22 protein-coding genes and 4 pseudogenes are annotated in these 26984 nt (G+C 61.4%); 20 read left to right on the top strand and 6 right to left on the bottom strand.

Translation table 11 applies throughout. The features are described 5' to 3' along the window. The first annotated feature begins 191 nt into the window (after positions 1 to 191). From BLL52_RS17495 to BLL52_RS17555, 13 genes and pseudogenes are all read left to right on the top strand, one after another. Complete coding sequence (locus BLL52_RS17495; RefSeq protein WP_075587915.1) at positions 192 to 1169, top strand: bifunctional riboflavin kinase/FAD synthetase; 978 nt, start codon at positions 192 to 194, stop codon at positions 1167 to 1169. Next, positions 1166 to 4054 carry an isoleucine--tRNA ligase gene (gene ileS / locus BLL52_RS17500; protein WP_075587916.1) on the top strand — a complete coding sequence of 963 codons (2889 nt, stop codon included), beginning with the start codon at positions 1166 to 1168 and terminating at the stop codon, positions 4052 to 4054. Before BLL52_RS17495 ends, ileS begins: the two co-directional genes overlap by 4 nt. Next, entirely contained in the window at positions 4054 to 4584 is a 531-nt protein-coding gene (gene lspA / locus BLL52_RS17505; RefSeq protein WP_075587917.1) for a signal peptidase II, read from the top strand. Before ileS ends, lspA begins: the two co-directional genes overlap by 1 nt. A gap of 20 nt (positions 4585 to 4604) precedes the next feature. Next, the gene (locus tag BLL52_RS17510) at positions 4605 to 6293 is read left to right on the top strand and encodes a Na/Pi cotransporter family protein (protein ID WP_075587918.1); all 1689 of its coding nucleotides are present in this window, start codon (positions 4605 to 4607) and stop codon (positions 6291 to 6293) included. After that, entirely contained in the window at positions 6290 to 7420 is a 1131-nt protein-coding gene (gene miaA, locus BLL52_RS17515) for a tRNA (adenosine(37)-N6)-dimethylallyltransferase MiaA (protein ID WP_083634033.1), read from the top strand. The genes BLL52_RS17510 and miaA overlap by 4 nt, the downstream gene beginning before the upstream one ends. 23 nt (positions 7421 to 7443) lie before the next feature. Further along, positions 7444 to 7638, top strand: coding sequence for a HAMP domain-containing histidine kinase (locus BLL52_RS22050; protein WP_139313447.1), 195 nt, complete (start codon positions 7444 to 7446; stop codon positions 7636 to 7638). Then, a pseudogene (locus BLL52_RS22055) lies at positions 7610 to 7780 on the top strand (response regulator); the annotation flags it as partial. The gene BLL52_RS22050 and the pseudogene BLL52_RS22055, both read left to right, overlap by 29 nt. 93 nt (positions 7781 to 7873) lie before the next feature. After that, a pseudogene (locus tag BLL52_RS20075) lies at positions 7874 to 8729 on the top strand (response regulator); the annotation flags it as partial. Positions 8730 to 8805: 76 nt separating this feature from the next. Continuing rightward, on the top strand, positions 8806 to 10233 hold the full coding sequence (locus BLL52_RS17535; protein ID WP_075587922.1) for a circularly permuted type 2 ATP-grasp protein: 1428 nt from the start codon (positions 8806 to 8808) through the stop codon (positions 10231 to 10233). Position 10234: 1 nt separating this feature from the next. Continuing rightward, positions 10235 to 11203: an alpha-E domain-containing protein gene (locus BLL52_RS17540; protein WP_075587923.1), complete on the top strand. Its 969-nt coding sequence runs from the start codon at positions 10235 to 10237 to the stop codon at positions 11201 to 11203. Between the two features lie 30 nt (positions 11204 to 11233). Continuing rightward, complete coding sequence (locus BLL52_RS17545) at positions 11234 to 12040, top strand: transglutaminase family protein (protein WP_075587924.1); 807 nt, start codon at positions 11234 to 11236, stop codon at positions 12038 to 12040. A 58-nt stretch (positions 12041 to 12098) separates the two neighbouring features. Continuing rightward, entirely contained in the window at positions 12099 to 12842 is a 744-nt protein-coding gene (locus BLL52_RS17550; protein ID WP_075587925.1) for a proteasome-type protease, read from the top strand. Positions 12843 to 12998: 156 nt separating this feature from the next. Beyond that, positions 12999 to 13247: pseudogene (locus BLL52_RS17555) on the top strand (transporter substrate-binding protein); the annotation flags it as partial. Between the two features lie 64 nt (positions 13248 to 13311). Here BLL52_RS17555 and BLL52_RS17560 read toward each other — a convergent pair. Both BLL52_RS17560 and BLL52_RS17565 read right to left on the bottom strand, forming a co-directional pair. Next, entirely contained in the window at positions 13312 to 15015 is a 1704-nt protein-coding gene (locus BLL52_RS17560) for an IS1634 family transposase (protein ID WP_075587926.1), read from the bottom strand. Positions 15016 to 15376: 361 nt separating this feature from the next. Next, positions 15377 to 16010 (bottom strand): annotated as a pseudogene (locus tag BLL52_RS17565) (transposase); the annotation flags it as partial. Between BLL52_RS17565 and BLL52_RS22170 the strand changes: the two are divergent. Then, positions 15930 to 16109 carry a hypothetical protein gene (locus BLL52_RS22170; protein ID WP_476748463.1) on the top strand — a complete coding sequence of 60 codons (180 nt, stop codon included), beginning with the start codon at positions 15930 to 15932 and terminating at the stop codon, positions 16107 to 16109. The pseudogene BLL52_RS17565 and the gene BLL52_RS22170 sit on opposite strands and share 81 nt — an antisense overlap. On the opposite strand, the gene BLL52_RS17570 is transcribed toward BLL52_RS22170, so the two are convergent. Together BLL52_RS17570 and BLL52_RS17575 are read right to left on the bottom strand one after the other, a co-directional pair. Further along, positions 16106 to 16519, bottom strand: a complete 414-nt coding sequence (locus BLL52_RS17570) for a type II toxin-antitoxin system VapC family toxin (RefSeq protein WP_075587928.1) — start codon at positions 16517 to 16519, stop codon at positions 16106 to 16108. The two genes, BLL52_RS22170 and BLL52_RS17570, sit on opposite strands and share 4 nt — an antisense overlap. Next, the gene (locus BLL52_RS17575; RefSeq protein ID WP_075587929.1) at positions 16516 to 16752 is read right to left on the bottom strand and encodes an AbrB/MazE/SpoVT family DNA-binding domain-containing protein; all 237 of its coding nucleotides are present in this window, start codon (positions 16750 to 16752) and stop codon (positions 16516 to 16518) included. Before BLL52_RS17575 ends, BLL52_RS17570 begins: the two co-directional genes overlap by 4 nt. 366 nt (positions 16753 to 17118) lie before the next feature. Here BLL52_RS17575 and BLL52_RS17580 point away from each other — a divergent pair, with 366 nt between their 5' ends. From BLL52_RS17580 to BLL52_RS17600, 5 genes are all read left to right on the top strand, one after another. Next, positions 17119 to 17379 carry an AbrB/MazE/SpoVT family DNA-binding domain-containing protein gene (locus tag BLL52_RS17580; RefSeq protein WP_075587930.1) on the top strand — a complete coding sequence of 87 codons (261 nt, stop codon included), beginning with the start codon at positions 17119 to 17121 and terminating at the stop codon, positions 17377 to 17379. Further along, on the top strand, positions 17379 to 17741 hold the full coding sequence (locus BLL52_RS17585; RefSeq protein WP_075587931.1) for a type II toxin-antitoxin system PemK/MazF family toxin: 363 nt from the start codon (positions 17379 to 17381) through the stop codon (positions 17739 to 17741). Before BLL52_RS17580 ends, BLL52_RS17585 begins: the two co-directional genes overlap by 1 nt. Positions 17742 to 17750: 9 nt before the next feature. Then, positions 17751 to 18413: an ABC transporter ATP-binding protein gene (locus BLL52_RS17590; RefSeq protein ID WP_075587932.1), complete on the top strand. Its 663-nt coding sequence runs from the start codon at positions 17751 to 17753 to the stop codon at positions 18411 to 18413. After that, on the top strand, positions 18397 to 20493 hold the full coding sequence (gene pabB, locus BLL52_RS17595; RefSeq protein ID WP_075587933.1) for an aminodeoxychorismate synthase component I: 2097 nt from the start codon (positions 18397 to 18399) through the stop codon (positions 20491 to 20493). Before BLL52_RS17590 ends, pabB begins: the two co-directional genes overlap by 17 nt. Positions 20494 to 20707: 214 nt before the next feature. Beyond that, complete coding sequence (locus BLL52_RS17600) at positions 20708 to 21373, top strand: PEP-CTERM sorting domain-containing protein (RefSeq protein ID WP_083634035.1); 666 nt, start codon at positions 20708 to 20710, stop codon at positions 21371 to 21373. Positions 21374 to 21595: 222 nt separating this feature from the next. On the opposite strand, the gene BLL52_RS17605 is transcribed toward BLL52_RS17600, so the two are convergent. Both BLL52_RS17605 and BLL52_RS17610 read right to left on the bottom strand, forming a co-directional pair. Continuing rightward, complete coding sequence (locus tag BLL52_RS17605) at positions 21596 to 22102, bottom strand: cytochrome b (RefSeq protein ID WP_075588043.1); 507 nt, start codon at positions 22100 to 22102, stop codon at positions 21596 to 21598. Between the two features lie 96 nt (positions 22103 to 22198). Further along, entirely contained in the window at positions 22199 to 24088 is a 1890-nt protein-coding gene (locus tag BLL52_RS17610; protein ID WP_075587935.1) for a sensor domain-containing diguanylate cyclase, read from the bottom strand. 170 nt (positions 24089 to 24258) lie between these two features. Between BLL52_RS17610 and BLL52_RS17615 the strand changes: the two genes are divergently transcribed. Continuing rightward, positions 24259 to 26955, top strand: coding sequence for an ABC transporter permease (locus BLL52_RS17615; protein ID WP_075587936.1), 2697 nt, complete (start codon positions 24259 to 24261; stop codon positions 26953 to 26955). Positions 26956 to 26984: the final 29 nt, after the last annotated feature.

The following is a 26984-nucleotide window of genomic DNA, read 5'->3' on the forward strand; positions in this document are numbered from 1 at the left end:
CCAGCTCAAAACCTCACGAATGCATTACTTTCAAAGCCACATCACCCGATTCACCTTCTGCTTGGATGCACAAAACGCGCCAACATTCACCAACCCGCGGGTGTAAGACACAATATACCCCCTTTGCATGTCAAATTGGCGTCAAGCCCAATAGTCCTTTGCCCGTTTTGCTATTTAATTCATAACAAGAAATGAAGATTTACAGGGGTTTCAAACACCCGGACATGGCGCCTGCCTGCGCTTTGACGATAGGCAATTTTGACGGCGTGCACCTTGGCCACCAGGCCATGCTCTCCTTGCTCAAGGGCGAGGCGCAGCAGCGCGCTGTGCCCAGCTGCGTGCTGACCTTTGAGCCGCACCCGCGCGACTTCTTCGCCTCGCTGGCGCAAAACCCTGGCTTGGCGCCGGCGCGGGTCGGCACGCTGCGCGACAAGCTGATGGACCTGGCCCAGTGCGGTATCGATCAGGCGGTGGTGCTGCCTTTTAACGCCCGCCTGGCAAACCTGTCGCCGCAGGCGTTTATCGACAGCGTGCTGCTACAGGGCCTGGGCGCGCGCTATGTTTTGGTGGGCGATGATTTCCGCTTTGGCCAGCGTCGCGCGGGTGACTTCACGCTGCTGGCCGCGGCTGGCTTGAAGCAGGGGTTCGATGTGGCGCGCATGAACAGCCACGAGGTGCACAACCTGCGCGTGTCGAGCTCGGCGGTGCGCGATGCGCTGGCCGAGGGCCGCATGCGCGACGCCACTCGCTTGCTCGGCCACCCCTACCGTATTTCTGGCCATGTGATGCATGGACGCAAACTGGGGCGCAGTTTGGGCTTCAAAACCCTGAACCAACGCTTTGCCCACTGGAAACCCGCTGCGCGCGGTATTTTTGTTGTGCGCGTGCACGGCCTGACAGCGAAGCCGCTGCCCGGTGTCGCCAATCTGGGTGTGCGTCCATCGGTTGACCCGAATGACGTGAATGCTGGGCGCGTGCTGCTGGAAACGCATTGCCTGGACTGGCCCGAGCATCTCGGGCCAGAAGGTGCCTACGGTAAAATCGTCAGCGTGGAGTTGCTCCACAAACTGCACGACGAACTCAAGTACGACTCTCTGGATGCATTGACCGTCGGCATCCGCCAAGATTGCCAGGATGCCCGGGCCTATTTCGCAAATTCCCCATCATGACCACTCAAACTGATTACCGCAGCACCCTGAACCTGCCCGACACCCCGTTTCCCATGCGCGGCGACCTGCCCAAGCGCGAGCCGGTGTGGGTCAAGTCCTGGGAAGACCAGGGGCTGTACCAAAAGCTGCGCGACGCACGCCAAGGCGCCCCGCTGTTTGTGCTGCACGACGGCCCGCCTTATGCCAACGGCCAGATTCACATGGGCCATGCGGTCAACAAGATTCTGAAAGACATGATCGTCAAGGCGCGCCAGCTCAAGGGCATGGACGCGGTCTACATCCCCGGCTGGGACTGCCACGGCCTGCCGATCGAGAACGCCATCGAGAAAAAGTATGGCCGCAACCTGGCCCGTGACGAGATGCAGGCCAAAAGCCGCGCTTTTGCGGTCAAGCAGATCGCGCTGCAAATGGCCGACTTCAAGCGCCTGGGTGTGCTGGGCGACTGGGACCACCCCTACCTGACCATGGCTTTCAAGACCGAAGCCAATGAAATCCGCGCCTTCAAGCGCGTGGTGGAACGCGGTTTTGTCTATCGCGGCCTGAAACCCGTGTACTGGTGTTTTGACTGCGGCTCCAGCTTGGCCGAGTTCGAGATCGAATACGCCGACAAAAAGTCGCAAACGCTGGATGTTGGCTTTTTGTGCGCTGAACCCGCCAAACTCGCCGCTGTGTTTGGGCTAGCTGCTATTGAAAAGCAAGCCTTTGCGGTTATCTGGACGACCACCGCCTGGACCATCCCCGCCAACCAGGCGCTCAATCTGAACCCCGATCTGACCTATGCGCTGGTCGATACCGAGCGCGGCCTGCTGGTGCTGGCCGAGAGTTTGGTTGAAAAATGCATGGTGCGTTTCGGCCTGAGCGGCAAGGTGCTGGCCACCACGCTGGGCAAAAACCTGGCTGGCCTGAATTTCAAACACCCGCTGGCCCATGTGAACCCAGGTTACGACCGACTCAGCCCGATTTATCTGGCCGACTACGCCACGGCTGACGACGGCACCGGCGTGGTGCACAGCGCACCCGCCTATGGGGTAGAGGATTTCAACAGCTGCGTCTCTCATGGCATGGCCTATGACGACATCTTGAACCCGGTGCAAGGCAATGGCGTTTTTGATGCCGAACTGCCGCTGTTTGGCGGCCAACACATCTGGAAAGCCTGCCCGGTCATCATCAACGCGCTGCGCGAGGCGGGCCGACTGTTTGCCACCGAGAACATCGTGCACAGCTACCCGCACTGCTGGCGCCACAAGACGCCGGTAATCTACCGCGCGGCTGCGCAGTGGTTCATCCGCATGGACGAAGGTGTGGGCATTTTTACCAAGGATAAAGCGCCGCTAACCCTTAGGCAGACTGCACTGGCTGCTATTGAAAAGACAGCGTTTTACCCCGAGAACGGCAAGGTGCGCCTGCGCGACATGATTGCCGGGCGGCCCGATTGGTGCATCAGCCGCCAGCGCAGCTGGGGCGTGCCGCTGCCGTTTTTCCTGAACAAAGACAGCGGCGAACTGCATCCAAAAACCATGGCCATTCTCGACATCGCCGCCGATATGGTCGAACAGGGCGGCATCGAAGCCTGGAGCAAAGCCACCAAAGCCGAGATTCTGGCGAAAGTCGGTTGCGAGGCCGATGCAGACGCTTACACCAAGAGCAGCGACATTCTGGAGGTCTGGTTTGACTCCGGCACCACCCACACCACCGTGCTGCGTGGCTCGCACAAGGGCTGCGGCCATGACGTCATCGACCCGGCCACCGGCCAAAGCGGCCCCGAAGCTGACCTGTACTTGGAAGGCCACGACCAGCACCGCGGCTGGTTCCATTCCAGCTTGCTGACCGCCTGCGCCATGTACGACCGTGCACCATATCAGGGCATCCTGACGCATGGTTTCACCGTGGACAGCAAGGGCCACAAGATGAGCAAGAGCGCCGGTAACGGCGTCGACCCGCAGGAAACCAGCAAGAAGCTCGGTGCCGAAATCATTCGGCTTTGGGTCGCCTCCAGCGACTACTCTGGCGACATTGCCGGTGACGAAAAAATTCTGGCGCGCGTGGTGGACATTTACCGGCGCGTGCGCAACACGCTCAAGTTCCTGCTGGCCAACACGCACGACTTTGACCCAGCCACCGACAGCGTTGCGCTTGACCAAATGGTCGAAATTGACCGCTACGCCCTGAGCCGCGCTGCCCAATTGCAAGCTGAAGTGCTGGCGCACTATGAGGTGTACGAATTTCACCCGGTGGTGGCCAAGCTGCAGATTTACTGCAGTGAAGACCTGGGCTCGTTCTACCTGGACGTGCTCAAAGACCGGCTCTACACCACCGGTGCCCACTCGCTGGCCCGGCGCAGCGCACAAACCGCGCTGTGGCAAATCACGCAAGCGTTTGTGCACTGGATGTCACCTTTCCTGAGCTTCACCGCCGAAGAGGCTTGGGCCGTGCTGGGTGCGCAAGGCAAAACGCCTGTAGCCACCCGCGACTCGATCTTCATGGACACCTACAGCACGCTGGCCCCGGCTGACGACGCGCTGCTGGCCAAGTGGGCCCGCATCCGCGAGATCCGTGACCTGGTCAACAAAGACATTGAGGTGCTGCGCGCCAACGGCTTGGTGGGTTCATCCTTGCAAGCCGAGGTGGAGCTCACCGTGGCTGCGGATGACTTCGCGCTGCTGAGCAGTCTGGGGGCGGATCTGAAGTTCGTCTTCATTACGTCCGCTATTGATATGATAGCTGGTGACGCTTTATCCATAAGGGCTAGCGCCTCTAAAGGCATTAAATGCGAGCGTTGCTGGCATTACAGCGACGCCATCGGTAGCGACGCCGCTCACCCCACCTTGTGCCCGCGCTGCAGCAGCAACCTGTTTGGCAGCGGTGAAACCCGGATCTTTGTCTGATGGCGGGCAAACGGCGCGCGGGTGCCACCCGATCCAAAAGCATTTTTTCCAACAGTTCGGGCGGTATGCTGCCTTGGCTGGCGCTGGCGCTCATCATCATCTTGTTGGATCAGTTCACCAAGGTGCTGATCCTGGGCTACTACGAGTATGGTGACAGCACCCGCATCACCAGCTTTTTCAATCTGGTGCGGGTGCACAACCACGGCGCGGCGTTTTCGTTTTTGGCTTCCGCAGGCGGCTGGCAGCGCTGGCTCTTCACCGGCATTGGTGTGGGTGCCGCGGTGCTGATCGTCTGGCTGCTCAAAAGCCACCCCGGCCAAAAGCTGTTTGCGCTGGCGCTGGCCTGCATTCTGGGCGGCGCCATAGGTAACGTGATTGACCGCGTGCTGTACGGCTATGTGGTTGATTTTTTAGACTTTTACTGGAAGGGCTGGCACTTTCCGGCCTTCAACGTGGCCGACAGCGCCATCACCATCGGTGCCACGCTGTTGATTCTGGATGAGCTGCTGCGCGTGCGCCGTGGCCGCTAAGCCGCCATCAGGCACCTGACGTGACGCACCTGCTGAACCTGCTGGCCGCCATTGCCCTGCTGGTCTGGGGCACTCATTTGGTGCGCAAAGACACGCTGCGGGTGCTCGGCGCGAATCTGCGCAAGATTCTGGCGCAAAGTGTCGGCAACCGTTTCACCGCTGCCATGTCGGGCGTGGGTGTCACCGCGCTGCTGCAGTCCAGCACCGCCACCGCGCTGATCATCTCGGCGTTTGTTGCTCAGGGCCTGATGACGCTGACCTCGGCGCTGGCGGTGATGCTCGGTGCTGACCTGGGCACCAGCCTGATGGCGCTGCTGTTCTCGCGGGATTTGTCCTGGCTGTCGCCCCTGTTTATCTTTGTCGGCGTGGTGCTGTTCATTGCCAAACAAAGCACCACCGCCGGTTATGTCGGGCGCATTCTGATCGGCCTGGGGCTGATGCTGCTGGCGCTAAGCCTGGTGCGCGCCTCAGCCAATGAGCTGACCCAGTCCGAAGCCGTGCGCGCCCTGCTGGCTTCGCTGAGCAGCGACCGACTGCTGGAAATCACCCTGGGTGCGGTGCTCTCGGTGCTGAGCTACTCCAGTCTGGCCATCGTGCTGCTGATTGCCACCCTGGCCAACAGCCAGGTGGTGACGGTGGATGTGGCACTCGGCCTGGTGCTGGGCGCCAACCTGGGCAGTGGCTTGCTGGCAGTGATTACCACATTGCGGTCTCCGGTAGAGGCGCGTCAGGTGCCGCTGGGCAACCTGGTCTTCAAGGTCTTGGGCGTGGCGTTGATGTTGCCTGGCGTCGATTTGTGGCTCCGCTATGTGGGCCCCTATGTGCACGACGCCGCCAACATGGTGGTGCTATTTCACTTTACCTTCAATGCGCTGGCGGCCATGTGCCTCATTGGCGTGACGCAATGGGTGGCGCGCTGGGTGAAATATTTGCTGCCGGTACCGCAGAACAACACCATCAATGGGCGCCAACGCCATCTGGACCCCTCCGCGCTGGCTACACCCTCAGTGGCGCTGAGCTGTGCGGTGCGTGAGGCCATGCACCAAGCCGATGTGGTGGAAACCATGCTGCGCGGCGTGCTCGACGTGATCAAGAACAACGATCTGGCGCTGGCCCAATCGCTGCAAAAAATGGACGATACGGTCGACCGGTTGCACTCAGATATCAAGTACTACCTGACCCGAATCTCGCGCGAAGCCCTTAATGAGAAGGAAGGCCAGCGCTGGGCCGACATCATCAGCTTCACCATCAATATGGAACAGATCGGTGACATCGTTGAGCGCATCCTGGCAGACATTGAGGTCAAGAAAATCCGCTCCGGACGGGAGTTTTCGCAGGCCGGCATGGCCGAGATCTCCGAGATGCATGCCAACCTAGTCAACAATCTGCGCCTAGGGATGAGCGTGTTTTTGACCGATGATCCGCGTGACGCGATCAAGCTGCTCGAAGAAAAAACCCGCTTTCGCGATCTGGAACTGAAATACGCCAATAACCACATCAACCGGCTGAGCGACAAGTCGCTGCACAGCATGGAAACCAGCTCGCTGCACCTGGACCTGATCAGCGAACTCAAACGCGCCAACTCGCTGATCTGCGCCATCGCCTACCCGATTCTGGAGAACTCCGGCGTGCTGGCACCCAACCGACTGCGCCAGCAAGCGCTGCCAGAGCTCGCGCCTGACGGCCCGGCGTCTGCGCAGTCCCGATGAGCGCCACTGCGCCGCAGGCCGGGCAGACCACCGCTGCGTCGTCCTTGCCATCCTTGGCGTCTTCACCGTCCCCACTGCCCTTACCGCACTCACCGCACTCAACACCCTCGCCGCCTTTGCCCCGTTACCTGGCTCTGGCTGGCCCAACTGCCTCGGGCAAGACGGCGGCGGCGCTGACCATTGCGAGGCAGCATCCGGTGGAAATCATCAGTGTCGACTCTGCGCTGGTCTACTGTGGCATGGACATCGGCACCGCCAAGCCCAGCGCCGCTGAACTGGCCGCCGCGGCGCACCATCTGATCAACATCCGCGACCCGCTCAACGCCTACAGCGCCGCAGACTTTGTGGCGGACGCCACCCGGTTGATGCATGAGATCAGCGCACGCGGCAACCTGCCACTGCTGGTGGGCGGCACCATGCTGTATTTCAAAGCGCTGCGCCACGGCCTAGACGACATGCCCAAGGCTGACGCGGCCACGCGAGCGCACATCGAGATTGAGGCCGCACAACGCGGCTGGCCCGCATTGCACGCCGACCTAGCGCTGGTAGACCCTTTCACCGCCGCGCGTCTGGCACCCAACGACTCGCAACGCATCTCCCGCGCGCTGGAGGTTTACCGCCTCACCGGTCAGCCCTTAGCGAGCTTTCATACTACAAAAAAAGAAGCTACTGGCGCTTATCCCATAAGGGCTAGAGGCCAAAAAGATGCATCAACCCCAGCAGATGCCCTGCTGATCTCGCTGGAGCCGCTAGACCGCGCCTGGTTGCACCAACGCATCGCCCAGCGGTTCGATGCCATGCTGGCCAATGGCTTTCTGGACGAAGTCACGGCCCTGCGTGCACGCGGCGACCTGCACCCGGACCTGCCCGCCATGCGCTGTGTCGGCTACCGCCAGGCTTGGGCGTATCTGGACGCGCTGCAGGCCCCAGGTGCCAACCCAGCGCAGCGCTTGAACGATCTGCGCGAACAAGGCATCGCCGCCACCCGCCAGCTCGCCAAACGCCAGATCACCTGGCTGCGCAGCACCCCCGAACGCCGTGTGGTGGCCTGTGATGCGCCCGATGCGCTGGCCCAGGTGCTGGCGCTGGCCAATGCGTTTTGCAGCCATCTTCAACGCACCCGCTAAGCAAACGGTTTGGTCCCAGCGAGATGGCGCGCAGCACCGTGCAAGACACCGGCCCGGGCCTGACGGCCGCCGAGATCGACCAGATTTTCGAGCCGTTCGCCCGCGGCGGCGGTAGCGCTCTGGCGGGCGCCAGCACCGCGCCGGCGCACTCTGGTGGTGGACAACGCGAAGGCCGAGCGCGAACTGCTGGTGCAACTGCTGGCACCCCGGGGCTTTGAGTTGCGCCAGGCCTGCAGCGGGCATGATGCGCTCGACCTGCTGGCCACTGGCTACCGGCCCGACGCCCTGTTGCTGGACTTGTCCATGCCGGGCATCGACGGCTGGGAAACCTTGCGGCGCTTGCGCCAGATGCCGCTGCACGGCCTGCGCTGCGCCAGCGTGTCGGCCAATGCCCTGGACAAGGGGCTGGAGCGCGCGCTGGCGCTGGTGTGGCTCGATGCGGCGCCTGCGGCCATGCCCCCGCCTATCGCCCCGGCCGCCCTGGCAACGGCTTTGTCCTTTCCGGGCGGCGCGGCGTTGGCGGCGTTGCAGCAGAGCGTGGCACTGGGCTACTACCAGGGCATCCTGAATGCGCTGGACGAGATTGAGCGCGACCAGCCCGACAACCTGGCCGTGCTGCACGATGCGCTGGACGAATCGGGCTACACCGTGCTGGTGGCCACGCGCGGCGATGCGGCGCTGCAACGCGCCGCGCAGGCACTGCCCGACATCGTGCTGCTGGACGCCCTGATGCCGGGCATGGACGGCTTTGAGGTGGCGCGGCGCCTCAAGGCGATGGCGCAGACGGCACACACATCCAGATCATCTTCATGACCGGGCTGACCGAGACCGAACACTTGGTGGCGGCGCTGGAGGTCGGCGGCGTGGACGACGTGACCAAGCCGATCAAGCCCAAGGAAGTGCTGGCGCGCATGAACGTGCACCCGCAAGGCGCACGCCGCGCCTGCCAGGAAGTACGCCAGGCCGGGCAGGCGCGCAATGCACTGGATGCCTTTGGCTACGCCAGCACCTGCCCGATCTGGCCAGACTGGCCCAGCAGCTGGAGCCGCCGCGGCTGAACGTGCAGCAGGATGCGCGCTACCTGGGTTTTCGGTTGCACCGCCAGACCGGCGACGGCGAGGGCGCCGGCGACTGGCTGATCGTGATGCGCGAGGTGTCTGACGCCGCCGTGATGGCCTGCCTGGGCTTGGGCTTTCGGCTCACAGCACGCGAGGCCGAGGTGCTGTACTGGCTGGTCAAGGGCAAGACCAACCGCGACATCGGCGAGATTCTGGGCAGCAGCCCGGCCACGGTAGAAAAACACCTGGACACGCGAGGGAGACATCAGCCGCCAGCGACGTGGCACAGTTTTTGCATAACAAAAGGTTCTAGCCCACGGAGTTCCCATGCACGCATTGACCTTACCCGCTGCGAACCATTACGACGAGATGTTGCTGCCCAGTGGCGCCATCCGGCCGCATTACCAATCCTTTGCTAACTGGCTGCAGGCGCAAACGCCCCAGGCGCTGGCCAAAAAGCGCACCGAAGCCAATTTGTTGTTTCACCGGGTCGGCATCACCTTTGCCGTGCATGGCGACGAGGCCGGTGCCGAGCGGCTGATTCCGTTTGACACGGTGCCGCGCATCGTGCCCTCGAACGAGTGGAAGATGCTGGAGGCGGGCCTGCGCCAGCGGGTGACGGCGCTCAACCGTTTCTTGTGGGACATCTACCACGACCACAACATCATCAAAGCCGGGCTGATTCCCGCCGAACAGGTGTTCGCCAACGCCCAGTACCAGCCGGCCATGCAGGGCCTGGACTTGCCGCACGGCATTTACGCCCATATCACCGGGGTCGATCTGATTCGCCATTCGGATGGGGGTTACCACGTGCTGGAAGACAACCTGCGCGTGCCCTCGGGCGTGAGCTACATGCTGGAAAACCGCAAGATGATGATGCGGCTGTTTCCCGAGTTGTTTGCCCATTACCCCGTTGCGCCGGTGGCGCATTACCCGACCTTGCTGCTGGAGACCCTGCGCCACTCCAGCGAAGCGCAAAACCCCACCGTGGTGGTGCTGACACCGGGGTCGTGCAATTCGGCCTATTTTGAGCACGCCTTTCTGGCCCAGCAAATGGGCGTCGAACTGGTCGAAGGACAAGACCTGTTTGTCAAAGACGACTACCTCTATATGCGCACCACCGTCGGGGACCAACGGGTCGATGTGATCTACCGGCGCATTGAGGACGCCTTCCTTGATCCGCTGGCCTTCCACGCCGACTCCATGCTCGGTGTGCCCGGCCTGCTGTCGGTCTACAAGCAGGGCCACCTGATTTTGGCCAACGCCATTGGCACCGGCGTGGCCGACGACAAGTCAATTTACCCCTACGTGCCCGACATGATCCGCTTCTACCTGGGCGAGGAGCCGATCCTGCACAACGTGCCGACTTGGCAATGCCGCAAGCCCGACGACCTGGCCCATGTGCTGGAGCACATGGCCGAACTGGTGGTCAAGGAAGTGCATGGCGCGGGCGGCTACGGCATGTTGGTCGGGCCGGCCTCCACGGCGGCAGAAGTGACCGACTTCAAAGAGCGGGTGCGCGCCAACCCCAGCAACTACATCGCCCAGCCCACGCTGTGCCTGTCGAGCTGCCCGACTTTTGTCGAGAGTGGCATTGCGCCGCGCCACATCGACCTGCGCCCGTTTGTGCTCAGTGGCCGCGAGGTCTCGATGGTCGCGGGCGGCCTGACGCGTGTGGCCTTGAAACAAAGCTCGTTGGTGGTTAATTCGTCCCAAGGTGGTGGCACCAAGGACACCTGGATTCTGGAGGCCTGAGATGCTGTCACGTACCGCCGCCCAACTCTTTTGGATGAGCCGCTACCTTGAGCGTGCTGAAAACCTGGTGCGTATGCTGGATGTCACGCACTCGCTGTCGCTGCTGCCGCAATCGCGCGGCGCCATGACCGAGTTCGCCGCGCCGCTGGCCGTCACCGGCACGTTGGACCCGTACATTGCGCAAAACCGCAAGCTCAATGGCGACGCGCTGTTTCACTACATGGCACTGGATCTGGAGAATCCGGCCTCGGTGCTGTCGTGCCTGAAGCTGGCGCGCGAAAACGCCCACGCCGTGCGCGGCAAAATCACCACCGAAATGTGGGAGGCAATCAACGCCAGTTGGCTCGAAGCGCGCGAAATGCCCAAGCTCGGTATCACCGATGTGTCGGGATTTTTTGACTGGATCAAAGAGCGCTCCCACCTGTTTCGCGGCGCCACCTTCGGCACCTTGCAACGCAACGATGCCTACTGCTTTATCCGTTTAGGCACTTTCATCGAACGCGCAGACAACACGGCCCGCTTGCTGGATGTCAAATCCCAACTGATCGAGCCGGCCGTCGCCGGTTTGGCCCCGGTGAATCTGCCGCAAGAAAGTGCCTCCGAGTTCTATGCCTGGAGCGCCCTGCTGCGCTCGCTGTCGGCCTTTGAGGCCTACCACGAGGTGTACCGCGATGCGCTGGATGGTCGCCGGGTCACGGAACTGCTGGTCTTGCGCCCCGACGTGCCGCGCAGCCTGCGCGCCTGCTGCGACGAAATACGCGCCATCCTGCCGGAAATCCAGGCCCTGCCAGGTTCCATGGACGCGGGCCGCGAGGTCAAGATGCTGGCGGGCAAGCTTGCGCTGAAGCTGGAATACGGCGTGATCGATGACATCCTGGACGCTGGCGTGCACCGCTGGTTGACCGAGTTTCTGGCCCAGTCGGCACATTTGGGCGAAGCCATTGGCAAGGCCTACCTCGAAGCCAACTGAGCCTGTTTTAGTTACCCACAAGGAAACGAGATGCACCTGCTCATCGCCCACGAAACCGTTTACCGCTACGACCGACTGCTCCAGCGCAGCACGCAGTACCTGCGCCTCACACCGCGCCCCGGCCACGGCTTGAAGGTGCTGTCCTGGCAGCTCACCCTGCCGGCACCGGCATCGCGCTGCCTCGACGCCTACGGCAACATCATGCATGTGCTGACGCTGGACCGGCCCACCAGTGAAATCCACCTGATGGCCCAGGGCGAGGTCGAGACCGACGACAGTCGGCCCACGCCCGACCCCGAAGACGCATTGCCCGCGCAACTGTTCCTGCGCGATTCCACCCTGACGCGCGCAGACGCTGCGCTGCGCCAGTTTGCCCACGGGCATACGGCGCAGGTGGCATCAGACCCGCTGGCGGGGTTGTTGCAAATGATGCAGGCGCTGGTCGTGGTCATGCCCTACACGCCGGGCACCACCGACGCGGCCACCCCGGCGGCCGAAGCCTTTGCCAACAGAAACGGCGTTTGCCAGGACCACGCACAGGTTTTTGCCACCTGTGCGCGGCTGCTGGGCCTGCCAGCGCGTTACGTCAGCGGGTATCTGGCGGCCGATACCGAGCATGTGGCCAGCCACGCCTGGGCCGAAGTGCGCCTGCCCCAAGGCTGGCTGGGTTTTGACGTGTCCAACCAATGTCTGGCCGACGGACGCTACGTGCGCTTGGCCATCGGCGCCGACTATGCCGACGCCTGTCCGGTGCGCGGCATGCGTCTGGGCGGGGGCGTAGAGCACCTGCAAACAGCCGTGCAGGTCAGCCAAGGCGACAAAGGCGATGAACAGTGAGTCGGGCAAGAGATAATCCCGCCGATTCAACGCGCCTTCTCCTTCTTTCTCTCTCACCATGACCTACTGTGTTGCCATGCGGCTGGATGCCGGCTTGCTGTTTGCCTCGGACTCGCGCACCAATGCCGGGGTCGATCACATCGCCACCTTTCGCAAGATGAGTGTGTTTGAAGTGCCCGGTGAACGCCTGATTACGCTGCTGAGTGCCGGCAACCTGGCGACCACCCAAAGCGTGGTCAATTTGCTGCGCCAGCGGCTGGCACACCTGGGGGCGCCTGAAGGCGAGCACTTGCTCAATCGCCCCTCGATGTACGACGTGGCCGAACTGGTAGGGCGCACCGTCAAGGAAACGGTGGCCCGCGATGCCAATGCCCAAAGTCTGGGACAGGGGGTGGATTTTGGCGGCAACTTTCTGGTGGGCGGGCAAATTCGGGGCGAGGAACCTCGGCTGTTTCACGTCTATGCCCAGGGCAATTTCATTGAAGCCGGGCAAGACACCCCGTATTTCCAGATCGGTGAGTCCAAATACGGTAAGCCCATCATTGACCGTGTGGTGCGCTACAACACCTCGCTGAAAGAAGCCGCCAAGTGCACGCTGATCTCGTTTGACTCGACGATTCGCAGCAACCTGTCGGTGGGTTTGCCGATCGACATGCTGCTCTACCGCACCGACTCCTTTGCCAAGGTCGAGCCCCACCGCATTGGCGCCGATGACCCTTATTTCAACAAGCTCAGTCGGGGATGGGGCGAGGGGCTGCGGCGTGCCTTTGCCAAGCTGCCCGACGAAGACTGGTTTCGTTAACCGACTTTGCGCCGGGCCGGGCCAGCAGGTGTACGCCACCTGGCGTGTTGGCCGGGCGCCAGGGTGTCTCCAGAATCAATGTATCGCTGATAAAACTGCCGCCAGCACAACGCGCCAGACACAGCGACACCACCCTTTCACTTCCTGGAGCCGCTCATGCACCGTCGATCCACCCTCAAGGCACTGATCGCCGCCATGGCCTTGGCGGGCCTGGCCGCCATCCCCGCCCACGCCGCCGACACCATCAAGGTGGGCGTGCTGCACAGCCTGTCGGGCGCCATGGCCATTTCAGAAACCGTGCTCAAAGACACGGTGCTGATGGCGATTGACAAAATCAATGCCAAGGGCGGTGTGCTCGGCAAAAAGCTCGAACCCGTGGTGGTCGATCCGGTTGCCAACTGGCCTCCCGAGTTCGACAGTTAAATTTGTAACGTGTTGATTTATATAGGTGCGCCCCGCGCGTGTGCCACTACAAAAGGGTCAACTGGGCGGGAAGGGTCGGTTTCTTGATCGTCAGTGCTTGCAAAATCTCCGCGTGTTCGTGGTTGATGCTTGAGAGCGCGGCAATGGGCTCCAAATCATTGACCTTCACCACCTGATGCTGAATGCGGCGCAACTTGTCGAGTGCGCGCTCTGGTGATATCTTGGTGTTGCTGTTTCTGAGGCGGCTGCGCATGACCCGGTACAGAATCAGCGCCATAAAGCAAATGGTCGCATGGGCGTGAATCCGATCGGGCAGGCGGTGGTAAATCGGCCCAATCTCGATCTCAGACTTCAGCACCCGAAACCCGCGCTCAATGTCAGCCAATGACCTATAGCGCTTGATCACCTCCTCGGGCGTGAAGTCTGGCGCATTGGTCACCAACAGCAGCTTGCCGTCCATCATCTTGGCGTGCTTCAAAGCCCGTTCATCAATGTCGTAGGTGAAGAGCTCACTCTTGAGGTTCACCTTCACAATCCGCGCCAAATGGGCCTCGCACACCTCGCGGTAAAACTTGGCTCGTGCCCCGCCATCAGAGAGCTTGCGACCAGGTTTTTTCTTACCCGCATCCTGATCATTGAGCTTGCCCACCCACAGATCGGCTTGCGCTTTCAACTCGTTAATGCGTTTGTCACGCTTGGCACCCGCATCCAACGACACCTGTGGATCATGGGCAATGATCAAGCGCAGCTTGTTCCAAGCGGCCTCACCCAGAATTTCTTCTTTGGCGGGTAAACACTGCTTTGTATGAAACGGCTCCAGCAGCTCAACGAAGTCACCATAACGCCTGCCCGGTACGGCCAGAATGAATTCGAGCTTGTTGCCCCCAGGCAAAACAATTTCCTGCAAATCAGCCAAGTTCTCTGTGGATAGCAAGCCCCGGTCGGCCACCGCAATGACGCGTTTGATGGGAAAGCGCGCCACGATCTTCTCGATCACACCCTTGATCGTGGTCACCTCCGCCGTGTTGCCGTCAAACACCTCGTGGTACAGAGGCAAACCCTCTGAGGTCTGTACGACTCCGAGCATGACCTGGCGCTCAACCACGCCTACTTTGGCCATGCCATAGTGGCGCAAGTCCCCTTCCTGCTCAGACAGACCGGCAGCCCGAATGGTCGTCATGTCATAAAACACCATGGCCAGGTCTTGATCAACCAGAGGGCGCAGCAAGCTGGCCATCACGTTATCAACCTCTGCCTTGTGATCGACCAGTGCATCCATGGCGCGCAGCAGGTGCTGATGGTCAATCGATTCCAGTGACGTTCCCGGCAAAGCCACCGTTTCCAACCAGCGCAGCACGCCCAGCTTGGAGTCCGGATCACACAGGCGGTTGAACACCATGACCCGGATCAGGGCTTCAACGTCAATGCTGTGGCGGGTGTGGCGAAAAACACCGCGCAGGCCATCAAAACCCAAAGCGTTCCACAATTCGGTGAGTGTGTAGACATCACCAAAATCACGGGCGGCCTCAAAGCTGAGAACGGGTGGTGTTGCCGGTGCAAGCGCTGCAGGGGTTTGCCCCGTGACACGCTGCAAGCCGGCAATGACGGAATTGAGCTCGGTGTTTAACTGGTCGATGCGACCCAGCGATGCAATAGTGCGTTGTTTGGGTCTACCGGTGGATGCATCACGGTACGCCTCGACGAGTTGGACGTAGCGATTAGGACCGCGGCGGGTGACTTTGATAAACACGCCACTACTCTATCACAGGACATGGCTAGCAAATTTACAAATAAATCGTTAATCGCGCCATTACACAAATGAATTTTTAGAGAAGAAAACTGTTGATTTCACTGGGGATTGAGGTGACGGGGGGCAAATAGCTGTCGAACCCGGGAGGTCTTCGACTTGATGCTGGGGTCGGCCTAAGGTTAGGATTTCCAACCGCATGAGGCCAAGTACCGCACCCCAAACCGTCCTGTAAAAACGGGTCTCCCCTGAATTGACCGTCTGAATCCCCAAGAATCTGCGCTCACCCATCTCAAACTGCGCTCCGGGCCGCCAATGGACACATGCCTACCCCGGCCGGCTGATGTCGCCACACTTGTCAAGTTCACCAAGCAGTGCGCTGATCGTCGGGGTAGTCTGGTGCTGGCTGGGCTGCCAGATCCCAGTCCGGCAAAACCTCAACACCTTCCCCCGTCTCCTGCGCACCACACTCGTCCCACAGCGGTGGCCCGCGTGCCGGGGTGATGCGGGGAGCTTGGCGCACTGCCAGAAGCAGTGCACGCAGCGTCAGCCACGCAACCGTGCACCACAGGCGCCACCACCTGCTCGGCCTGCGCCATGGCAGTCACCGCCGCCCGCAGTGGCGAGTTCGGAGCCAGCACGCCGTAATAGCGATGCCGGTGGGTGCGCGGTGGCGGCACCAATTGGGCGATGCGGTTGATCAGCTCCAGTGGCGTGAGCACCAGTTCGCCCGAGTGTTTGTCGGACTGTAGGGGCTCTGTGTGCCCTTTGCCACAGCGGTAAACCAGGACAGAGGCGCGCTGCTTGAGCCGGTCCATAGCGAAGGGTGGGCGCGTGCAGTAGCGCAGCAGGCGCTCCAGCCCAGCGCGGTCGTCGGCCTTGATACGCACCCCGGCATCGACCGAGAAGCCGCCACCGTGAGCGTAAGCGGCCATGTCTTTGGCGTCACAGGCCTCAATGTGGCCGCGTGCCACAAAGGCGCGCAGGATGCGTTTGCGCACGAAAGCTCGCACTGTAGCGATGGCGTGGCCTGTGATGCGCCGGACGCACTGGCCCAGGTGCTGGCGCTGGCCGATGCGTTTGTGGCGCGCGGCTAACGCACTACCAGCACGCTTGGCTTCCAGCCCTTGAGCGCTGCGCGGCGAGCAAACTTTTTGTCGTCAAAGGTCAACATTTGGCGACACAGGCGGCAAGACGCATGGTGCAAGGCATCGGCAAAATCAAACCCATCTGCCAGCGCATCCGTGGCCGCGACCATGGCGATGCTGTCTTCAATCTCTATATTGGGCATTGACAACAAGTGTCGCAGCACCGTCAACACATCGGCGACCGGACTTTTGTAGTAGCCGCGCAGCACCCACTCCAGTTCGAGCACCACCGATTTGCACACAAAAAACCGCTTGCCGCTTTCGATCAACTCGCGGGCCAGTGCACTTTGCTGTTGGGTCCCCTCATCCGGGCTGGCCACGTAGTAGCGCGCCAGCACATTGGTGTCGAGCCCGATCATGGCGCTTCCACCGCCAAAGCGGCCACGTCAAAGTCGGCAGGCACACCCGGGCGCTGGCTGCGAATCAGGCCAAAACCGCTGACCGCCGCCTGCCGCGCCGACGATGCAGGTCGTATGGCAATATGGTCTCCTTCAACCGTGAAGCTCACGGACACACCTTGACGCAAGCCAAATTGCTGGCGCACATCCCGCGGAATGGTGACTTGGCCTTTGCTGGTAACGGTAGTTTGCATGGTTCAGCTCCAAAAGTATTACGGCGTAATACTATCACCTCCAGCTTTGTCAGGAACCTCGCTCACCGACAAGTTGTGGCCTCAGGTTTTCAGTCTGGTTTTTTGCGCTGACCCAAGCTGGTTTTTGAATACTACAAATACAGTAGCTACTAGCCCTTATTAAATAAGGGCTAAAGGCCAATTAAGCATCTCATCTTGGTTTCTTCCATACTTGGTAAACACTTTTTTCATCACACTTTGGCACGGATGTTTTTGCCAGAGCCCCGGCTTTTGCCACCAAGCATCGTGGGCCTATGGCTGCGGTCAGGCCGCCACCTAGCCCAGCCTCATGTATAAACACGTAGAAACATTTTCAGGAGTCTCACCATGTCACCCACAGTTAGCGCAGAACAAACCATTCAGGAATGGGGCAATGGGCTGGCGGTGCGCATCACCGCGCCGGTAGCCCGGGCGGCGCACTTTGCGCTTGGCCTGCCCATTCGCGTCGAGGTGGTCGAGGAAGGTGTTTTGCTTCGGGCGGTAGGCGCACCCAAGCTGACGCTGGCACAAAAACTCAAAGCGTTTGATCCAGACGTTCACGGCGGCGAGGCCATGGCCAGTGGCCGCATGGGCAACGAGGTGTTCTGATGGTTGGCGGCAAACTCTGGGTGCCTGATCGGCGCGACATGATCTGGATCGACTTCAACCCACCAATCGGACAAGAGATGCAAGACCAACACCCAGTGCTGGTGCTGTCGCCCAAGGCGTTCAACGAGCGCACGGGCATAGTGATTGGCCTTCCAATGACGCATGCTGGATCCAACGAGACCAATCCTTTCGCGGTGAAGGTCACCACTGCCAAAGGCGAAGTGGCTTATGTGCTCACGCACCAGCCCAAAACGTTTGACTGGCGCCAACGCGGTGCCCGCTCGCATCCCTGGAAGCAGCTGCCAGCGGCGTTGTTTGCAGCCGCTTGTGAATCGCTGAACGGCATCATTGCCATCGCTTGAGCGCCCACTATGAGCCTTGTCATCCAAAATTTAAGCAAGCATTACGGCAGCGTGCCGGTGTTCCGCCACGTCTCACTCAATGTGGCGCCGGGCGAGTTTGTCGCCATCATTGGCGAATCGGGTGTGGGCAAATCCACGCTGCTGAACTGCATGGCTGGCCTGGACAGCTGGGACAGTGGCAGCGTGCTGCTCGACGGGCTGGACCTGAGCACCCAGAGCGATGACCAACTGGCGCGCCTGCGGCGCGAGAAAACCGGTTTTGTCTTCCAGGCCTTTCACGTGCTGCCGCACCTGAGCGTGGCGCAAAACGTGGCGCTGCCGCTGATGCTGCTGGGCCAGCATGACGATGCGCGGGTGCAAGCGATGCTGACCGAAGTGGGGCTGGACGGCCTGGGAGAGCGCTTGCCGCAGCAGCTCAGCGGCGGGCAGTTGCAGCGCGTGGCGATTGCCCGGGCGCTGGTGCACCGCCCGATGCTGCTGCTGGCCGACGAGCCCACCGGCAACCTCGACCCGCGCACCGCCGAGCGGGTGATGGACGCGCTGGTCAACCAGACGCGTGCCCATGGTGCGGCGATGGTGCTGGTCACCCACTCCAAAACCGCCGCCGCACGCGCTGACCGCACCCTGCTACTGACCGCCGACGGGCTGGTGGACCATGTTGGCGTGGATTGATTTTGCCGACCCGCGCCGCCCACCCGGCACGTCTGACACGTCTGACACCTCAGATGCGTCGGCTGACCCGGCACCGTCTGGCCGGCTACGCGCCGCTTTAGCGGCACCGCTACACACGCTGATCGCCCGCACGCCAGAGCAGGTTAAGCCCGTGCTGGACGCCGTTGAGGCCTTCGCCCGTCAGGGCCTGTGGTGCGTCGGGTATCTGCGCTATGAAGCCGCCAGCGCGTTTGATAGCGCCTTGCAAACCCACCTGGCAGACGGTCCGCTGGCCTGCTTTGGCGTGTTTGCGCAGGCCCTGCCTTGGCCAGACAACCCAGCAACACCATCCAGCGCCCCCTTGTCCAGCGCTATCGTGTCCGGCGGCAAAGATGCCGGCAGCCACACAACTCAGCCGCCCGATGCCAATGCCAATGCCGGTGTCACAGTAACCACAACTGCAGCCACAACTGCAGCCGCAACTGCAACAACAACAACCGCAACTGCGGCAACAAAGACGGCAGCGGACCCGGCAACGGCAGCGGCAACGGCAGTTTCAGCGGCTGCTTTAGCCACCAGCGTGCACTGGCAGCAAGCCCTTACCCGCGAGCGTTTCGACGCGGCCTTGACAACCATCCACGATGCCATTGGCGCAGGCGAGTACTACCAGGTGAACTACACCGCGCCGCTGCATGGCGAGTTTTCGGGCAACCCCGCCGCCCTGTTTGAGCGTCTGCAACGCGCCCAGCCCGGCGGCTACGCTGCCTTCATCGACACTGGCGCTGAGCAACTGCTGTCGGTCTCACCCGAGCTGTTTTTTGACTGGGACGGCCGGCACATCCTGACCCGGCCAATGAAAGGCACCGCGCCGCGTGGCGTTGACGCCGCATCCGACGCGGCGCTGGCCCAGGCTTTGACCACCTCGCCCAAGGAGCGCGCCGAGAACGTGATGATTGTTGACCTGTTGCGCAACGACCTGTCACGCATCGCCCAGCCTCACTCGGTGCAGGTGCCCCGCCTGTGCGCAGTGCAGAGCCTGCCCACCGTGCACCAAATGGTGTCAGATGTGACTGCGCAGACGCGCCCTGGCACCACGCTGGCGCAGGTGTTTGCCGCGCTGTTTCCGTGTGGCTCCATCACCGGTGCGCCCAAGGTGCGTGCCATGCAAACCATTTGCGCGCTGGAGCCGCAGCCGCGCGGCGTGTACTGCGGTGCCATTGGCGTGGTGCGCCCGGGTGGCCATGCCACCTTCAACGTGGCCATCCGCACCGTGACGCTTCAGGGCGCGCAAGCCTACTGCGGCATTGGCAGCGGCATCACCTTTGACGCCACGCCGGCCAACGAGTGGCAGGAGTGGCAACACAAACGCGGCTTTCTGGCGCGCGCCAGCGTTGACTTTCAGCTGCTGGAAACGCTGCGCCTGCAAGCCAGTGAATTTCACAATTTAGGAGCACACTTGGCAAGGCTGGCGGGGGCTGCAAGGCATTTTGGCTATCCATTTGACGAGGGCCGAATTCGCGCATCCTTGCAAACACTCATCTACAACGCAGCACTTTGCGTTTCTAAGGACACCGCTCACCAGCACCTTGACACCCACCCGCACCACGCCCAGCCGGATGCGTTGCCAAGCGGCCAAAACCCAAGCGATACCGCCTGGCGGGTGCGCCTGCTGCTGGATGCTCGTGGCAGACCTTCTGTTGAAAAATATAAGCTAAATAGTGCTCCAGCCCTTATAACCATTGCGCTTGCAGCTACACCTTTTGAAGCACATCTGAGCGAATTCACCCGCTTCAAAACCACCCACCGCGCGCATTACGAGGCCTATGCGCCGGTGGACGCGGCACTGTTTGACACCCTGCTCTACAACCCGCACGGCGAAATCACCGAGTGCACACGCGGCAACATCGCCCTGCTGCTGGATGGCCAGTGGCTCACCCCGGCGCTGCACTGCGGGCTGCTGCCCGGCGTAGGTCGGGCGAAGTTTCTGGCCGAAGGCCGTTTGAGCGAAGCGGTGATCACCCTGGCCGATTTGCCTCGGGTGCAGGCTTTTGCGTTTATCAACAGCTTGCGCGGCTGGCTGCCTGCGCGGCTGCAGGTGTGAGTCAGGGTGTGATCGGCTGCAACGTTGTGTCGGAAAAGTTTACAGTTGTGCAAGAAATATCTGACAACGTACCGCAAACCTTGCATTGCGCAAAGAAATATATTCTTATGAATCAAACCCCTTAGTTCAGCGCCTTCCTTTGCTCCACGGGGAGGCACGGTTACTGCTTATGTTTTACAGGTATCCATTAAAACAAAGTCAGGAAATTTTCTAAATGAAGCGTTCAAATATTTCAACAATCATCGCAGCTCTTACCTTGACCGTGGGTGCTGCTGGCGCCGCGGTGGCTGCACCCACCTATAGCACCTTCGGAGCTCTGCCGCAGGCCAATTTTGGTGGCTCCGGCATTCCAAACGGTGCTGTGGCCTCCAGTACGGTTGGCAACGACGGCGTACTGGGTTTAACCGCGACACAACGCTATTCAAACCCCACGGTGACCAACGATGGCGCTGGCCTCTTCTTTGCGCAAACTGGCGTTGATCAGACGAGCGCGTCTTCGATAGCCAGCAACTACGCACGCTGGAACTTCGCTTATTACATTAACAAGGGGACCAATACCGGGCTCACCTATCAGTTGTTCATGGACGTGAACCCGAACATGGGGCAATCGTTCGTATCGATCGCTCCTCCCACGACCCAAGACTCGTGGAATTTGGGCTTCAACGCCTTTGAAACCGGATTTGGCTACTCATTTGACCCGACCATTGACGGCGTCTACACCTTCATGCTAACGGCCAATGACGCAAACGGCCTGCGAGTTGGAATGACCTCTATCGACGTCCAGGTGGGTAACGGCGGTAACGTGCCCGAACCAGCAACGCTGGCGTTGGTTGGCCTGGCCATTGCGGGAATGGGCGTTGCGCGCCGCCGCAAGTCTTAATCATTTTTGATTTCAGAGACGGCACCTTCGGGTGCCGTTTTTTTTGGTCATCCTGGGCAAAGAACCCAATTCCGAGCCACTGCTGACGTTCGCATTAAGAAGGTGCGTGTTGATAGTCGGCTCGAAGCAGGCCGTTGACAGCGAGCAAAGAAATGCAGAGGATGGCTCAAAACCTCAGTTTTGAACGCCCTAACCGAGCGGCTAGGGCGTTAACGACCAGTCTTATTTCCGAAACGTCATACGTGCCAGCACGCCGTCTTTCAAAACAAACTGGTGGTACAGCGCCGAGGCCACATGCAATGCCACCAGCGCCATCACGCCTTTGGCGACCCAGCCATGCACCTGGCGGGCGGAAAATACCTTGAAGTCTTCCGGCAGGGCGCCGCTACCAAACACCACGTCAAACAAGCCACTTTGCAGCGCCAGCACGCTGCCGCTGGCGGCCATCAGCAACACCGCCAGGTTCAAGACGATGTGCACCAGATGCGCTTTTTTCTGGTCAACTGTGACGGGCGGCGCGGGCAGCATGCGGCCCATCACCACGCGGGTCAGGATCAGCACCGCCACCAGCATGCCCATCATCATGTGGATGCGCAACATGCCAACTTTGTCGGGCGTGTTGGGCAGGTTCGACAAAATGAAGGTGCCGCTGAGCAGCATCACAGCGATCACCAGCGCGGCCACCCAGTGCAAAACAACCTGGGACTTGGCGTAACGAAAAGCTTGCATGGCAGGAAAATCCAAAAGTTAAAACAGTCTGCATTCTCGCGGCTGCAGAGCCATTCAAGCGTGACCCAGGTCACACAGTCGACCCCGCCGTGCAGCTCAGGCCTGGCACACCACGCGGTTGCGGCCTTCTGCCTTGGCCAAGTACAGCCGGTGGTCGGCGCGGCTGAGCAACTCCTCCAGCCTCTCGCCAGCACGGTAGCTGGCCACCCCAACGCTGACGGTAAACGCGACCTGCGCGCCCTCAAAGACCACCGGTGTGCTTGCCATGGCGCAGCGCAGGCGCTCACCCAGCAGGGCGGCCCCTTCTTGATGCATGGCAGGCATCAGCACCACAAATTCTTCACCGCCATAGCGGCAGATCACATCGGTTTGGCGCACCACTGCGCGGCTACGCAGAACAAACTCACGCAGCACCGCGTCCCCCGCCGCGTGGCCAAAAGCGTCGTTGACCCGCTTGAACAAATCCAGGTCGATCATCAGCAGTGAAAACGCCTCACCGCCGCGCAGCACCCGCAGCCTCTCGCTATTGAGCAGGTCAAACAAGTGGCGGCGGTTGAAAGCACCGGTGAGCGGGTCAGTCACCGACAAGGCTTGCAGGCGGGCATTGGCCGCCTGCAGCGCCTGCGTGCGTCGGGCCACGCGCTGTTCCAGCACCTCATTGCTCTGCTGCAATTCAGCCAGGTAGCGCCTGCGGTCGCCAAAGGCTTGCGCCATGGCGTCCAGCCATGGTTGCCACAAGCGCGGTACCTTGGGCAGCGCTGGATGACTGCCGCCAGACTCGCTGGCCACAAAGTCTGCAATCTGCAAAGCCGGAGCCACATAGAGGCGCCACAACAGCAGATTGATGATTAACACAACCAGCACCAAAAACAACGACAGGTAAAGCTGTGCGGAAAAGGCCTCCATAGCGCGCTGTTGGAGGGTGACCTTGGGTATTTGGAAGACGATACGCCAATGCGGATCGTCCAAGCTGGCAGAAAACACCAGATCGCTACCAATGGAGTCAGCGTGCAAGTGGTCCAGTGTCCGCCCTTCGAGCAGGTGTGGCGGCAACAGCGTGTCGATGGAAGCAATGCTTTTTTGCCCAACCAGCGTCGCGCGACGGTCGCCCAAAATTTGACCTTGCTCGTTGGAAATCGTCAACAGGCCTTCTTGGTCGGGGAACTTGCGCAAAAAATCATCCAAAAAACCCAGCAGCACATCGGTGGCCACCACACCCACAAACGCGTCGCCCCAGTAGATGGGTGCGGCGTGCGAGATCATCAGGCCGGCACCGGCCTGGTCCTGATAAGCGCGCGTCCAGTACGGCTTGCGCTGTGGGTTATTGGCGGGCAACCCGGCGGTGGTCACCTCGTATTGCCAGGCCTGTTGCAAAAACCTGCGGCTACTCGGTTCGCTGCCCAGCAGGTCTTTTTTGGGCAGCCAGGGGGCGATCAATAGCAGGTTTTGGCTGGCAGCGTTGAAATAGGTCCAGCGCAGGCATGGCGAGGTTTGGGCATCTACTCCAAGGCGGTCCACCAGCGCCAGGGCCAGATCCAGGTCAGACGGCAAGCCGCCCGCTCTGGGCTGGCTGGCAGCAGGCAGCGCCACCAGCTGGCCCAGACGGTGCGCCGGCGGCAAACTGGCCAGCGCGTCCAGCGTGACCTCGCCGCCAGGCAACGCCTTGCGGGCCAGCTCTATCGCCAGGCGGACCTCGCCAGACCCCTGGTAAGGTGCATGGCGCGGAAAGTTGTTTGACCAGCTGGCCAGCTGGGTGATCTGGTCAGTGGCTGACTTGATGATGCCTTTCAACTGGATCACGCTGGCGTGCATACGCTGGTGAATCACCGCTACCTCGGCCGCCATATGGCGCTGCCAACCGTCATACACCGTCAACCCCACCACCAGCAAAAAGCCCACCGAACCCAACAGCATCAAACGCTGATAGGCCCGCGCCAGCGCATAGGCGGGCGGGGAGCTTAGTACCTTTTTCTTGGAAATAGACACAGGTTGCGCAGACGTGACAGCAAAAAGAGAGTCCGTGCATCGTAGTTCACTTGGCACCCTGCCATGCCGCAAAGCCCAGATGTCTTAGCTCCTCGTGGGTGCGGCGCAACACACGGGCATTTCTGGCGACGCATCACGGCACCCGGTGCAAACTGCCAGAATACCCGGCGATGTTTGAACTCCTCAAAACTTTTTCCTGGCAGGAACTGCGCCAGCACCCGTGGCGCAATGCGGCTGCGGTGCTGGCGGTGATGCTGGGCGTGGCGCTGGCGTTCTCGGTGCATCTAATCAACAGCTCGGCGCTGGATGAATTTGCCCAAGCGGCCCGCTCGGTGGGCGGCCAAAGCGACTTGGAGCTGCGCGGCGTGCAAGGGCATTTTGATGAGCGTCTGTTTAAAACCATAGCACAAACCCCTGGCGTGGTGGTGGCTTCACCCCTTTTGGAGGTCGGCAGCTACGTGATGACGGCGCAGGGTAAGCGCTCGCTGCGGGTGGTGGGGGTGGATGCTTTGAGTGTTTTTGGCATTTCGCCCGATTTGATGCCCATCCCGCAGGCGCTTGCGCCCAGCAGCAACCAAGCGCGCCAGATGGACCGCTGGGCGCTGTTTGCACCGGGGCAGATCTTTCTGAACGCCGCTGCGCGCCGCATCGCCCTGCCCGAGGCACCCGCCAACCCGCCAGCAGCGGGTGCGCTGAAGCTGCAAAGCGGCATGCAATGGCTGGATGTCAACGTGGCGGGCAGCGTGCGTGCCAGCGGCCCGGCCCTGGCAGTGATGGACCTGGGTGCTGCGCAAGACCTGTTTGACAAACCCGGTCAGCTCACCCGCATCGACCTGCGCTTGCAACCCGGTGTGAACCGCGAAGCCTTTGCGCGCCAGTTGCAAGATTCCCCTGGTTGGCCGCTGGATGTGACGGTTGCGCTGCCGCAAGAGGCCCAGTCGCAGATCAACAACCTGTCGCGCGCCTACCGGGTCAACCTGACGGTACTGGCGTTGATTGCGCTGTTTACCGGGGCGTTTCTGGTGTTCTCAGTCCTGTCGCTGAGTGTGGCCAAACGCGCGCAGCAGTTTGCGCTGCTGGGTGTGCTGGGCCTGTCCGGGCGCAACCGCCTGAAACTGGTGCTGTGGGAGTCGTTGTTTTTGGGGCTGATGGGCAGCGGTTTAGGTCTGGCGCTGGGCACCGCTTTGGCGGCGCTGGCGCTGGGGCTGCTGGGGGGCGACCTGGGCAGCGGCTTCTTTTCTGGCGCCACACCCAGCCTGCAGTTCAGCCCAGTCGCCGCCTTGATTTATGGCGCGCTGGGCGTGGGCGCAGCGCTGGTGGGCGGCTGGTGGCCAGCTCGGGCGGCGCAATTGTTGCCACCGGCGCAAACCTTGAAGGGCCTGGGCAACCTGGGCGTGGGCTCCAAATCGCATTGGATCAGTCTGTTTTTGATAGCTGTTGGCGCTTTACTGACGTGGGCTCCGCCCGTTTTTGGCATTCCGTTGGCAGCCTACATCGCCATTGGCATGCTGCTGGTAGGTGGCATCACCGCTCTGCCCTGGCTGATTGGGCTGCTGCTGGGCTGGTTGGCACCGCGGCTGTCACGCCAGACCTTGCCGCTGCTGGCAGTGGAGCGCGCCCGCCGCCAGCGCGACACGGCGGCGGTGGCTGTGAGCGGCGTGGTGGCAGCTCTGAGCCTGGCGGTGGCACTGACCGTGATGGTGGCGAGTTTTCGCGACTCGGTCATCAGCTGGCTGGACCGCATCTTGCCCGCTGACCTGTATGTGCGCAGCTCGGCCGGCATGGGCGCCAGCGACACGGTGTATTTCAGCCCAGAATTTGTGCTTGCTGCCGCCAAGCTGCAGGGCGTGCAGAAGTTGCAGCCGCAGCGCATGGTGCCGCTAAGCCTGCAAGCCAGCCTGCCCGCGGTGGCGCTGCTGGCGCGTGACCTGGGTGACCCGGCGCAAAGCCTGCCGCTGCTGGAGGCGCCCCTGCCGGTGCCGCCAGGGATGATTGGCGTCTATGTGAGCCAGGCCGTGGTGGACCTGTACGGTGCGCAGGCTGGCCAGACCTTGCCCATACTTTCAAAGGCTTTTAGGCCTCTAGCCCATACAGGTAAAGCGCCAGAAGCTATATTTTTTGTAGCTGGCGTGTGGCGCGACTATGCCCGCCAGTCGGGCTCGATCGCGATCGACCTGGGTGATTTTCAACGCCTCACCGGTGACCGCCGCGCCAACGACCTGGCGCTGTGGCTCAGTGACACCAGCAACACCGAAGCGCTGCAAAAAGAATTGCAGGCGCTGGCTGAGCGCCAAAGCGGGCAAGCCAGCGGGCAACGCAACGACCCTGCCCCAGCGCCGTCTGTGCCTGCTGCACCTGGCAACACTGTCGCAGGTGATGCAGGCCCAAGCGTCGGCGGCCTGCTGGAATTTGGCACCTCGGCGCAGATTCGCGCTATCTCTTTGAAGATTTTTGACCGCAGCTTTGCGGTGACCTATTGGTTACAAAGCGTGGCCATTGCGATTGGGCTGTTTGGCATTGCGGCCAGTTTCAGTGCGCAGGTGCTGTCACGCCGCAAGGAGTTTGGCCTGCTGGCGCACTTGGGGCTGACACGGCGCCAGATCCTGACGGTGGTGGCCCTGGAAGGCACCGCCTGGACAACGCTGGGCGCCATTGCCGGGCTGGCGCTGGGCCTGGTGGTAGCAGTGGTGCTGGTGCACGTGGTTAACCCGCAAAGCTTTCACTGGACCATGGACCTGATGCTGCCGTGGCAAAAGCTGCTGGCACTGTGTCTGGCCGTGGTGGCGGCAGGCACCGTCACCGCGTGGCTGGCAGCACGCGCAGCAGCGGGTAAAGACGCAGTGATGGCCGTGAAGGAAGATTGGTAGCTGGCACGAACGATGCTAGTTCCACCAGA

Source organism: Rhodoferax antarcticus ANT.BR, from assembly GCF_001938565.1.
Lineage (GTDB): Bacteria > Pseudomonadota > Gammaproteobacteria > Burkholderiales > Burkholderiaceae_C > Rhodoferax > Rhodoferax antarcticus.